General features: G+C 54.9%; 11 protein-coding genes. 1 reads left to right on the forward strand and 10 read right to left on the reverse strand.

Going from position 1 to position 12,159, the window contains the following annotated elements:
- Window positions 1-48 precede the first annotated feature (48 nt).
- On the forward strand, window positions 49-1,173 hold the full coding sequence (locus tag HALTITAN_RS03405) for an NAD(P)-dependent alcohol dehydrogenase (protein ID WP_009286243.1): 1,125 nt from the start codon (window positions 49-51) through the stop codon (window positions 1,171-1,173).
- A gap of 204 nt (window positions 1,174-1,377) precedes the next feature.
- Here the strand turns inward: HALTITAN_RS03405 and HALTITAN_RS03410 are convergent, their stop codons facing one another.
- The 10 genes from HALTITAN_RS03410 to salA all read right to left on the reverse strand — a co-directional run bounded on the left by HALTITAN_RS03410 (window position 1,378) and on the right by salA (window position 12,082).
- Window positions 1,378-2,622 (reverse strand): benzoate/H(+) symporter BenE family transporter, encoded by a 1,245-nt coding sequence (locus HALTITAN_RS03410; protein ID WP_009286244.1) that lies wholly within the window; start codon window positions 2,620-2,622, stop codon window positions 1,378-1,380.
- 72 nt (window positions 2,623-2,694) lie between these two features.
- On the reverse strand, window positions 2,695-3,477 hold the full coding sequence (gene benD, locus HALTITAN_RS03415) for a benzoate diol dehydrogenase BenD (RefSeq protein WP_039857709.1): 783 nt from the start codon (window positions 3,475-3,477) through the stop codon (window positions 2,695-2,697).
- Window positions 3,474-4,499, reverse strand: a complete 1,026-nt coding sequence (gene benC / locus HALTITAN_RS03420) for a benzoate 1,2-dioxygenase electron transfer component BenC (protein WP_009286245.1) — start codon at window positions 4,497-4,499, stop codon at window positions 3,474-3,476. Before benC ends, benD begins: the two co-directional genes overlap by 4 nt.
- Window positions 4,500-4,523: 24 nt before the next feature.
- On the reverse strand, window positions 4,524-5,012 hold the full coding sequence (gene benB / locus HALTITAN_RS03425; protein WP_039857710.1) for a benzoate 1,2-dioxygenase small subunit: 489 nt from the start codon (window positions 5,010-5,012) through the stop codon (window positions 4,524-4,526).
- Window positions 5,013-5,045: 33 nt separating this feature from the next.
- Window positions 5,046-6,413: a Rieske 2Fe-2S domain-containing protein gene (locus HALTITAN_RS03430; RefSeq protein WP_039857713.1), complete on the reverse strand. Its 1,368-nt coding sequence runs from the start codon at window positions 6,411-6,413 to the stop codon at window positions 5,046-5,048.
- A gap of 98 nt (window positions 6,414-6,511) precedes the next feature.
- The gene (gene catA / locus HALTITAN_RS03435) at window positions 6,512-7,486 is read right to left on the reverse strand and encodes a catechol 1,2-dioxygenase (protein ID WP_009286246.1); all 975 of its coding nucleotides are present in this window, start codon (window positions 7,484-7,486) and stop codon (window positions 6,512-6,514) included.
- Window positions 7,487-7,550: 64 nt separating this feature from the next.
- Window positions 7,551-7,841 (reverse strand): muconolactone Delta-isomerase, encoded by a 291-nt coding sequence (gene catC, locus HALTITAN_RS03440; protein WP_039857714.1) that lies wholly within the window; start codon window positions 7,839-7,841, stop codon window positions 7,551-7,553.
- A 58-nt stretch (window positions 7,842-7,899) separates the two neighbouring features.
- Window positions 7,900-9,018 carry a muconate/chloromuconate family cycloisomerase gene (locus HALTITAN_RS03445; protein WP_039857717.1) on the reverse strand — a complete coding sequence of 373 codons (1,119 nt, stop codon included), beginning with the start codon at window positions 9,016-9,018 and terminating at the stop codon, window positions 7,900-7,902.
- A 510-nt stretch (window positions 9,019-9,528) separates the two neighbouring features.
- On the reverse strand, window positions 9,529-10,701 hold the full coding sequence (locus tag HALTITAN_RS03450) for an ABC transporter substrate-binding protein (RefSeq protein WP_009286248.1): 1,173 nt from the start codon (window positions 10,699-10,701) through the stop codon (window positions 9,529-9,531).
- Between the two features lie 67 nt (window positions 10,702-10,768).
- Window positions 10,769-12,082 (reverse strand): salicylate 1-monooxygenase, encoded by a 1,314-nt coding sequence (salA, locus tag HALTITAN_RS03455; protein ID WP_009286249.1) that lies wholly within the window; start codon window positions 12,080-12,082, stop codon window positions 10,769-10,771.
- Window positions 12,083-12,159: the final 77 nt, after the last annotated feature.

The following is a 12,159-nucleotide window of genomic DNA, read 5'->3' on the forward strand; positions in this document are numbered from 1 at the left end:
TGCCTTTAGCCAGAAATTTCTTATTACAACGCAATACCGAGGTGAACCATGACAAACAATACACACACAGACATCACAGTTGCAGTCACCCGAGAGAAAGGAGCTGACTTTACAATAGAAAAAGCGAGCATTCGCCCACCCCAGGGAGACGAAGTGCTGGTCAGGGTGGTGGCGACCGGTATGTGCCATACAGACCTGATCGTACGTGATCAGTATTATCCGGTGCCATTACCTGCCGTATTGGGGCATGAGGGCGCAGGTGTTGTGGAAGCCGTAGGCCCTGGAGTTACCTCACTTGAAATTGGCGACCACGTCGTCCTGAGTTATGCATACTGCGGTGCTTGCAACCCTTGTGATGCCGGACATGCATCGTACTGTAAAGACTTTTTTGGACGCAATTTCAGCGGTGGTGACCCCGACGGCTTCCAAGCCATTCGTGATGGTAACAACCAGCCTCTGCACGATCATTTTTTTGGCCAGTCCTCCTTCGCTACCTACTCCCTGAGCCGGGAAAACAATGCAGTCAAAGTGCCAAAAGACGCGCCTCTTGAATTACTTGGCCCCCTAGGTTGCGGCATACAGACAGGCGCCGGTGCCGTTATCAATGCTCTCAAAGTCACGCCTGGAAGCCGTTTTGCCGCCTTTGGTGCAGGGGCCGTGGGGCTTGCGTCCATCATGGCAGCAAAAATTGCAGGTGCCACTACCATTATTGCCATTGACATCATCCCTTCACGCCTGGAGCTAGCCAAAGAGCTGGGGGCGACACATACCATCAACTCCAAAGAGGAGTCAGTAGTAGAACGTATTCAGCAAATAAGCGGAGGCGGTGTTGATTTCGCGTTGGAGTCGACAGGCCGTCCCGAGGTGCTTCGTCAAGGGGTAGATGCCCTTGGCGGTCTAGGCATGCTAGGGGTGGTGGGGGCTCCTGCTTTGGGCACCGAGGCCGCTTTTGATGTGAACGATCTCCTTTTAGGAGGAAAAAGTATTCGCGGTATCGTCGAAGGAGACAGCGTGGCAAGACAGTTTATTCCTCAGTTGGTAGAACTTTACCAACAGGGTCGCTTCCCCTTCGATAAGCTGGTGAAGTACTACTCCTTTGAGGACATCAACCAAGCAGCCGCCGATAGTGCTGAAGGAATGACGCTTAAGCCTATTATCCGGATGAATGGCTGAGCGTATAGCATCCATTAATGCTGGCTAGCTTATAGTGGACGCGGCATCAGCGCACCGCCTTAAGTGCATTGAAAACAAGCTTTTGCCGGTGGAAGTTCTCCATCGGCATTTTTATCCAATGCTGTTGAGAAAAAATGCCCGAGCAGCGATAGCAGACACGGGCAAAGGAGGATGCGGTTATCGAGTGACAGAGGTAACAAAAGGTCAACCGCTTTTGGTGACCACCTCACGGGTGAAAATAAACTCGAAGTCCTTGGTTTCGAAGATTGCTGAAACGACCACGCCCAATACCAACGCCCAAAACGTGGCGCCGATGCCGAGAATCTGAATTCCCGACGCGGCAATTAGAAAGGCAAACAGTGCACCTATTTCATGCTTCTTGCCTGAAAAGGCGATAGCCATCGAGGAGGTGATGACCCGCATCAGTGCCAGCCCAGCGATAATGGCAATAAAGTAGCGCGGCGTAGCCTCCAGTAGGCTGACCACATAGCCGTAGAAAGGCGCGGCAACCACAAAGATAGCCCCGGCAATCACCGCCGCCACCCAACGTTTGTCATGAACGCCAGCTTCCGGTGAGGCGCAGACACCGGTCATGGGTGCGGCTATACAAGTACTGTGCAGGTTGAAAAAAGCCGACACCATGGTGCCGACGCCGCCCACTGCTGTGATCGCATTAGCGGGCACTTCTTTGTAGCCCATTCCCTTCACTAGGCCGACGCCCGCTGGCGTTTCCATACCCACCAAAATGATCGCAAGTGGTAAACCGTAGGTTAGGAAGGCACCCAGCGTGAACTCGGGAACGATGAATTCGGGAAAACGGATCGTCGCCTCGATACCAGACAGGTCAACGCCGGTTGCCATCAAGTACACAATGCCCGCCAGCATCGCCACAACCAGAGGCGGAACCTTACGTAAGAGGCGAGCAGAGAGGAAAAAAGCCAGGATCATGATAGAGGCTGGCACGATAGCGCTCTCCAACGGCTTAACCATGTTGAGGCCAAAGCTAAGTAGCATGCCGCCCACCATGCCCATCACTATCGGCATCGGTATCAAACGCATAACGATACCCATCACTCCGGTCACGCCAGCAACTAGCGTAATAGCCCCCGCAATCAAGCTTGCGCCTAATGCAGCCTCTAAGCCGATTACAGGGATGACCGCTGCAAACATCAGTGCACCGGGGATAGAGTTCGCCATTGGCAACGGCAAGCGGTAATAGGCCGGCATGAAGAGTCCAAAAAAGCCATTGATCATCAAGTAGCTGATCACCCAGATCATGATGAAGGAGGAATCCAGACCCGCAGACGTGCCAGCGCTGATGTGAACGACCCCAACGCTGAGCCCTAAAATTCCCGCCACTAGCCCAGTACTGGCGTTGTCGGCATTGAGGTCGCGCAGGAAATCGCGAGGCGCATGCCGTAGGCTGACGCCTTTCTCAATATGTTTCACGGTCTACTCCAGGGGATTATTGTGCTTAGAGCGATTGCTAGTTTTTATCTAGAATTGCCTTTTCCACTATTGCTAACCAAGGTCACCGCCCGCTACGGGCAATACACTACCGGTGATATAACTGGCCTCGTCGGAAGCAAGGAATAGAATTGGCGCAACCATTTCATCCAATGTTCCATAGCGGCTCATCAAGCAGCTCTGCTTAGTCTGATCGATATGTGCTTGAAACCACGCCTTCTCAGTCTCGTTACTGGGCGTTGGCGTTCCACGCGAAATACGCCGTGGCGGGGCTTCGGTGCCACCGGGTGCCGTGGCGACGACACGAATACCGTGCTCGGCATACTCAAACGCCAGCGACGCAGTCATCGCATTGATACCGCCCTTTGCTGCCGAGTAGGGGATACGGTGAATACCCCGCGTTGCCGCTGAAGAGACATTGACGATGACACCGCTGCCCTGCTCCACCATTGTTGGCAGCGCCGCACGACAGCACCAAAGTGTAGGCATTAGAGAACGGTTGATCTCTGCGGCGATCTGCGTCTCGCTAAACTCGGTAAAAGGCTTGAAGTTAATCGCGCCCCCAACGTTGTTAACCAAAATATCGATACGACCAAAGTGAGAGAGCGTCGCCTGCATGACTTGCTCGGCGCCTTCCCATTTTTCTAGGTCGGCTTGAACCGCAATCACTTCACTCCCTTGCTTGCTTATTTCAGCGACAACCTCATGGATTTGGTCAGCGCGATCTACCAATACCAAGCGGGCGCCTTCAGCGGCGGCACGCTCAGCCACCCGCTGCCCAATTCCTTGCGCAGCGCCGGTAATCACCATTACTTTGTCTTGAAAGCGGTGTGTCATGATGCGCTCCCTGCTTCATTGGGGGTGAACTTCTCATAGTGGAAGCTCTGGGGCTCGATTCCTTCTGCGTCGAAGTACTTCAGCACGGCATCTACCATCGGGGGCGGGCCACACAGGTAAACGTCCACATCGCCGTCATGCATTACCTCGGCGTCCATGTGGTGCGTCACGTAACCTTTACGCGAATGCTCGCTAGCCTCGTCGACCACCACGGTGGCGTAGGTGAAGCTGGGAATTTTTTCTACGAAGGCATCTAACGCATCGGTTTTGACTAGGTGGTCATCTTTATTGACGCCGTAAATCATATGAATCGGTGCATCACAGCCCTTTTCGACCAATTGCGCTAACATGGAGAGAAACGGAGCCAGACCCGTGCCGCCAGCAAGCATAAGCACCGGGCGCTTCACTTCTCGCAGGTAGAAGCTGCCCAGCGGGCCGGTCAGCGTAAGCTTTTCGCCCACAGCAGCGCGCTCGGTTAAATAGCCGCTCATTACCCCCTTGGGGATGTTGCGAATTAAGAAGGTGGCGCGCTTATCCCCCGGCAATGAGCTGAAAGAGTAGGAGCGGTGCACCTCAGTACCGGGCACATCAATATGAATGTACTGCCCTGGCAAAAAGGCGAGGCCTTCGGCATCATCCAAATCAACGACGAGCTCAATACTATCTTCGGAAAGTTGCTCAACTGCTGCTACCGTGCTCTCAACCTTGCCCACCTGGGTTTTACACAGCGTGGATGCCACTGGCACTTGAATAACACAATCCGAAGAAGGCACCATCTGGCACGTGAGCACCTGACCTTCCGCGGCCTCCTCATCGGAAAGCGCCTCCTCCAGGTACTCGTCGCCCATGTCGAACTCGCCCTGTTCGCAGTGACCTTTGCAGGTGCCACATACGCCGTCGGAGCAGTCCATCGGCAGGTTTACTTTCTGCCGGTAAGCAGCGTCGAGAACGGTTTCTCCCTCTTTACAGCCAATGAACCGGGTCACGCCGTCCTCAAAGTTGAGGGCAATGGTATAACTCATGGTTAACTCTCCTCTCTCCTCAGGTCACACGTGATACACGTCGATAACCTGATGGATATAGTCGTTATTCAGCTGCACGACTTTTCTTGTGATCAGCGGGCTCTCACCCGACACGTCCAGGGTATAAAACGACGTGCCGAAGAAGCTGTCGGTCTTCTTGTAGCGATGGTTGAGCGTATGCCAGTTGAACCGCAGGTTTACCGTGTCCCCCTCTTGCGACAGGATTTCCAGGTTGCTTACTTGGTGGGTGGTGCGCGGCTCCGGTGTACTCGCCCCGCTGCGCTCGGTCTTGATCCGGTAGACCCGATCCTCTAACCCGTCACGGTTGGGGTAGTAGATCAGCGAGATTTCGCTGTGCGGATCGCGGGTCAACTGGTCGTCGTCGTCCCAGGCGGGCATCCAGAACTCGGCGTCCTTACGGTACAGCGTGAGCCACTCGTCCCACTCCCGGTCATCGAGTAGCCGTGCTTCGCGGTACAAAAAAGCTTGGATGTCGTGATAGCTAATGCTCATGGCACTTCTCTCCTCTCTTCTGGCGCTGGGCGCTTAGGCGGACGCAGTGGCGATAAATTGGCTGCGCTCTTTGTCGATGGCGCGCAGCATTTCGCTGACCCAGTGCTGGTGGTGCAGCACGTAGAGCCCTTCGTCTTCCGGGGAGGCGCCGCTGAGCAGGGGCTTCATGTCGATCGCTTGGGCCGTTTCATCGGCGCCTTCGATCCACTGTTGGGCCCCGCGGGAAAGGTCGTTCCATTCGGCCAGCGCGCCGTTGTAGCCTTCTTGGCAGGCGCGGAACTCTTCGAGGTCGTCGGGGGTGCCCATGCCGGAGACGTTGAAGAAGTCTTCGTATTGACGAATGCGCACACGCCGATCTTCGGCGGCTTCACCTTTGGGGGCGAAGCAGTAGATGGTGACTTCGGTTTTGTCCACGGCGATGGGACGGATCACGCGGATTTGCGTGGAGAACTGATCCATCAGGTAGACGTTGGGGTAGAGGCAGAGGTTGCGCGTCTGGTTGACGATGGAGTCGGCGCGCGCATCACCCAGTTGCTCCTGGATCCAGTCTCTGTGTTGATAGACCGGGCGTACTTCCGGGTTGAGCAGTCGGGTCCACAGCATCATGTGGCCGTTTTCATAGGAGTAGAAGCCGCCTTTGCTCTTCGACCAGCCATCGGCGTCCACCGCTTTGGTGCCGCCGGCGTCGTAGTTACGGCGCTCCATGGTGGAGGCGTAGTTCCAGTGCACGGAGCTGACGTGGTAGCCGTCGGCGCCGTTTTCGGCCTGTAGCTTCCAGTTGCCGGTGTAGGTGTAGGACGAGGTACCGCGCAGGATTTCCAGGCCTTCGGGGGCTTGGTCGACGATGTTGTCGATGACCTTGGTGGTTTCGCCCAGGTGCTGTTCGAGCGGTTGTACGTCGTCACTTAAGCTGCCGAACAGGAAGCCTTTGTAGTTTTCAAAACGCGGCAGACGCTTGAGGTTGTGGGAGCCATCCTGTTTGAACTGGTCAGGGTAGGCGCCATTTTTCTCGTTTTTGGCTTTGAGCAGTTGACCGTCGTTTTTGAACGTCCAGCCGTGGAACGGACAGGTGAAGGTGCCTTTGTTGCCGCGCTTACGGCGGCACAAGGTGGCACCACGGTGGGCGCAGGCGTTAATCAGGCCGTGCAGCTCGCCCTGCTTGTCCCGGGTGATAATCACTGGCTGGCGGCCCATGGTGACGGTCATGTAGTCACCCGGCTCACTGATCTGGCTCTCGTGGGCCAGGAACAGCCAGTTGCCTTCGAAGATGTGCTTGAGCTCAAGTTCAAAGAAGGCGGGGTCGGTGAACATGCTGCGGTGGCAGCGGAAGATGCCATTGCCGGGGTCGTCTTGGACGGCGCCGCGCACACGGGCTTCGAGCTGATCAAGCTGCGTGGTCATGATCTCTCTCCTCAATACTTAGGCATAACCTGGGGTGTTAGGCGCTAACGTATCAGGCGGTGGAAGTCAGCCAGTCGTTAGCGCGAGGTTATGGGGCTTTAAACCTTGGCGGTTCCAGCGAGCTGGCTGGCAAGATCCTGGTCATCTTCTTTAGCCCGTGGGCGGGCGTGACGTACCTGCAGTTCAGCGGCGTCGGTTTGGGCCAGCTCCACATCGAACACCACGTGGGAGAAGGGGCCGTCCAGGTCGCGCTTGGCGATCTCGGCCGGATCTTCGATCCGTTCAGCGGGCACCACCAGCTCTTCCCGTGTCGCGAAGGCGAAGTCGTCAAAGGTGTAGGGGTCGCCCGCCAGGTTGATCTGGGTGGTCAGGTGCTGATGGCCCGGGGCGGAGACGAAGTAGTGGATATGCGCCGGGCGTTCGCCGTGACGGCCCAGGGACTTGAGCACTACATCAGTGGGGGCGCCTTCGGGTACGCCGTAGCCGGAGGGAATGATGCTGCGCGCGGTGTAGCGGCCGTCGCTGTCTGCGTAGATCGTGCGGCGCATGTTGTACTCGTCCTGGGAGGGATCAAAGAACGAGTAGCCGCCCTTGGAGTTGCAGTGCCAGATCTCGACCTTGGCGCCGGGGATTGGGGTGCCGTCGACATCGCGCACCTGACCGGTCAGCCACATCACCTCGGCATCAGGATCACTGCCGTCGTCCATGCGGGCAAAGCCTTCCGCTTCCGGGGCACCGGCCACATAGAGCGGGCCTTCGATAGTGCGTGGGGTGCCGCCGGTGCGCTTGGCCTCTGCGTCAATGGCGTCTTGGCGCATATCGAGGAAGTGGTCAAAGCCGAGACCGGGCGAGAGCAACCCGAACTGGGTCTGGCTGCCCAGGGCATTGAGCAGGTTAACGCCCGCCCAGTACTCTTCCTCAGTGACATCAAAATCATCGATCAGCTTGAACAGATCGCTCACCAGGCGATGAACGATTTGCTTGGCGCGGTCATTGCCGCCTGACTGATCAAAGCCGGCCACGGTTTTGACAAAGTCTTGCACTTCGGGAGTATCGAATATCTTCACGGTCATGATGAAAACCTCTATTTTTATAGGCTTTTGTTTTATAAAAAGAACTGGCGTGTTCTATCGATAATTAGCTGTCGTCGTCACGCACTGAAGAGGGGTGACGGCACAGCGGTTTGACGCTGATCTCCATATAGGGGAAGAGCGGCAGATTGCTGACCAGCTCTTGCAGCTCGGCGTTGTCTTCCACGTCAAAAATACTGACGTTCGAGTAGCTACCCGCCACCCGCCACAAATGGCGCCACTTACCCTGGCGCTGTAGGTCTTGGGAATACGCCTTTTCCGTTGCCTTGATCTTGGCTGCCTGCTCGTCAGGCATGTCGGGCGGCAACTTAACGGTCATCTCGACTTGAAACAGCATATGGCTCTCCTCTTTCATCGCGGGCGATCACAAGCGATGGCTTTATTTACTGCGGCTTTTACTTACGTGAGTAGTGCGCCAACTTATCTTCATCTAAGGTGATGCCGAGCCCAGCCCCTTGCGGCAACTCCACCCCAAATTCGGTGTAGTTGAGAGGGGAAACGACGATGTCGTCTTGCAGCAGCAGAGGGCCGAACATTTCCGTGCCCCAGGCCATTGCTGGCAGCGTTGCCCAGGCATGTAGAGAGGCAGCCGTACCGATAGTGCCCTCCAACAGGGTGCCGCCATATAAGCCAATTCCAGCCGCTTGGGCGACGTGAGCTAACTCTAGTACCCCGTAAATACCGCCGGATTTGGCAATCTTCAGCGCAAAGGCACCACTGAAGCCGCCGCACACGAGATCAAGCCCGTCGCGGGCATCTTGCACCGCCTCATCGGCGAGCATTGGCACATTGAAGCGGTTAGCCAAACGAACTAGACCGGCGTGTTCACGAGCAGCAATGGGCTGCTCGATTAACTCAATACCGGCATCCTGCAGCGCCTGAATACCCCGCACCGCAGTCGACTCATCCCAGGCCTGATTAACATCAACGCGCACACTGGCACGGTCACCCAGCGCCTCTTTAATCGCCGCCACATGACGCACGTCCTGATCAAGCGGATTAGCGCCAATTTTAAGCTTGAAGTCGCAATGGCGGCGCTGCTCTAAACGCAGCAACGCCTCATCGATATCTTTGGCGGTATCGCCGCTGGCCAACGTCCAAAGCACGGGTAAGTGTTGTTGATGAGCGCCACCAAGAAGGTCAGCGATACTCAAGCCCAAGCGCTTGCCCTGGGCGTCTAATAACGCGGTTTCTAGCGCTGACTTGGCGATCATATTGCCGCGGGCGTGGCGATTGAGCCGGGTGCGCAGCTGATGAACATTGTGAGAAGGCTGACCGATCAACAGCGGTGCAAGGTAGGTATCGATATTACGCTTGATGCTCTCCGGGCTTTCCGGGCCATAGGCCAGGCCACCAATGGTGGTGCCTTCGCCGAGCCCTTCGATACCGTCGGAGTGGCGCATGCGCACAATCACCATGGTTTGGCAGGCCATGGTGGTCATGGAGAGTTTGTGAGGGCGGATGGTCGGTAAGTCGACCAGCAGCGTCTCAATATGTTGGATGACGGTTGACATGCAGGCTCCAGCGTCTGGCAATCGTTGACTTGATGTCAGTTTGATTGCGTGAGGAAGAGGGAACCAATATTGTTTAGGTGCTTAGCTATACCGAGGAGGTATCAACAAAGGGAGATGACTGCCTGTTTTTTTAACGGGCAACTATTTTTATTAAACCACCTCTACCTCTGCTCAGCTTCTTCAACCCTATTCACCTTCTTTAATTTCCTTTATTAATCAATAGATTGACAAACATGGTGGCATTTTAACGGCGGTTTACACATAAATGAGCGACGTAATGATGGGTAAGGCATAGCGACACGGTGAGTAGATAATATCTGCGACTAACTATTAACGTGATAGCACACTTTCCATACGCCAAAGCCAGCTGAGTGGTGTTTCTTTTAAGACAAAAGAATAAGACACATCATTGAGACATGAGGCGTAAAGGACAGGAAGACAGCACGACGCTAATCACACGATTTAGTCGTACTGCCAACAATAATAAGCGCTAACTCTCTAAAAACTCACTTACATCTGGCAATCAGCATCGGGTGACTCGAGTAGCTCATGCGCTACCGATAATACTTCGTGCCGACCATCGCGGATCTCACGCAGGTAGATATTTTGTATCGGGTGGTGGGACTTGGAGAAGCGCAATGGTCCACGTGGGCTCTGCAGCTCAACGGCAGCGAGTGCGTCAATGAGTGCATCGCGGTCAGTGGAATCACCTTCTACTGCATCAAGCGCTTGTATGAGCATGGCTCCAGTGTCATAACCATGCACGGCATAAGCATCAGGCATCTCACCGTAAGCCTCTTGATAAGCAGCTACGAAGCTCTGATTTTCTTCACTCTCCAGCGTTTCAGCGTAGTGTAGCGTCGTTAACACCCCCTCGCCCGCGCCCCCCAATGCTGCCAAATTACCTTCGGTCATAAAGCCAGAGCCCAACAGGGGAATATTTTCCTTAAGTCCGGCTGCAGCGTAGTCACGCACAAAGCTGACACCCCCTCCACCCGCGAAGAACGTATAAACCGCGTCGGGGTTGAGGCTGGCAATTTGCGTCAAATAACTTTGAAACTCAGTGCTGGGAAAAGGAACCAGAATTTGCTCAATAATCTCACCACCGGCTTCCGTAAACGCCTCCTCAAAAGCAGCAATATCCTCTTTACCACCGGCATAATCCCAGGTGATCGTTACCATCTCACGGTGACCGCGATCATAGGCTACTTTCCCCATGGGATAACTGTCCTGCCACATGTTATGCGAAGTACGAAAGACATTGGGCATGCAAAGTTCGTTCGTTGCCGCCCCCAAACCAGCATTGGGAATAATGGTAATAGCGCCGGTTTGCTTGGCAACGCGAAGCATCCCCATAGCCACACCTGAGTGGACAGGGCCAATAACAAAGTCGACCTCGTCACTGTTAACTAATCGGCTCATATTCTGGGGGGCCTTGGAGGGATTGGCCTCGGAGTCAAGCTGGACATACTCGACTTCACGCCCTCCAAGCTGTCCACTATTCTGCTCAATAGCGAGTTTCAAACCATTGGTAATAGCCTCGCCCAGTGCCGTGTAGGTACCCGTATAGGGCAACATTAACCCCAGCTTTACAGGCTCGCCATCTTCAGCCATCGCAAGTTGCCCTGCCAGCAAAAAGCCTGCTCCAAGTAACGACGTCAGTGTTGTATTATTTGTTTTCATCGTTGCACTCTTTGTTGTAGTTCGTCTTTATAAAAGAAGTTATTGCTTTAAATGGGTAGCTTTTGGCTTACCCCCAGTTCTCGCTTGCTTCAAACTTCAAGCTATTTTTAGCGGCAATCACATCATCGTGCGGGTCATGATTCCAGAGCCACTCGAAGCGACTTTCAAGATTGTTAATTAGCTCGGCTTCATCGTCGCCGATGCCCTCTCCTGCATATTCGTAGACATCGCCCGCCTCATGGGAGGTACGCTGCACTTTGCAGGTACGGCTATGGCGTACTTGTTCAAAGGCAGACAACACAGTACTCACGTTGTTGCTACGGCAACTGGCATCCGCCAGCAGAGTCGCCAGCACATAGGCGTCCTCCAGCGCCTGACCGGCCCCCGCCCCCTGGTGAGGCACTAATGCATGGGCGGCGTCGCCAACGATCAGTACGCGGTCGCGTTGGTAGCGGGCAAGCTCAGGTAACTCATGCAGCGCCCAGCGCGTTGGCTCAGAAATGCATTCAAGAATGGCTTGGCAAGCCGGACTCCAACCTTCAAATACTTCTAGCATTTCCTCCTGGTTGACGGCTTGAACCCACTCTTCGCCTTCGGGCAGTTTAGGGTTCGGTATCGAACGATCCGTAATGAAGGCCACGACGTTAACGAGTTGGGACTGCTTAACCGGGAAGGTCAGAATATGGCGATCTTTGCCAAGATACATCTGAGGCACCAAGGCCAAGCGCCTCTCGCTGCCTTTAGCCTTTAGAGCAGCCTCTAGATCCCTGGTGGGAATCATGCCGCGATAAGCGTAAGTGCCACTCCAGAACGGAGTAATTTCACCGTACTGCTCCGGGGGTAGCACATGGGGGCGCACCGCCGACTTAATGCCGTCAAAGCCGATGATCACATCACCAGTAAAGTGAGTGCCATCATCGAAGCTGGCGGTGGCGCTGTCGGCGTCTTGCTTAACGTCTATACAGCGTTTGCCGAAGTGGGCGATACCCTCAGGCAGATTGGCAACAATCGCATCAAGAAAATCGGCACGATGCACCGAGGATTGGCCAACGCCAGGGGCTAAACTGGCGGTTAAGTAACCATCATCACTACCACGCCGCCATTCAAACCAAACATCCTCAAAGGGCGCTGGTGAGGCGTCGGCAATACGCTGATACGCGTCTTCCAATCCCAATAGCTGAATGGCTTTTACCGCATTGGGGCCAAAGGAGACACCCGCACCAATCTCTGAGAACTGAGGAGCCGCTTCGAAAAGCTGAACATCAAGCTGGCTATCACGGGACAACGCGACGGCGAAAGCCACCCCTCCGATGCCACCACCTACGACGCCAATCGAAAGACGTTTTGGCTGTATATTTGCTACTGTGCTGTTAGCTACCATGATTTAACTCTGCTCAGGGGCTTATCGTTATATGTTGAACGTTATGCTCTCCCCTAACGCTATTCGGAAGCGCCAAC

It is taken from the genome of Vreelandella titanicae BH1 (genome assembly GCF_000336575.1).
Taxonomy (GTDB): Bacteria; Pseudomonadota; Gammaproteobacteria; order Pseudomonadales; family Halomonadaceae; genus Vreelandella; species Vreelandella titanicae.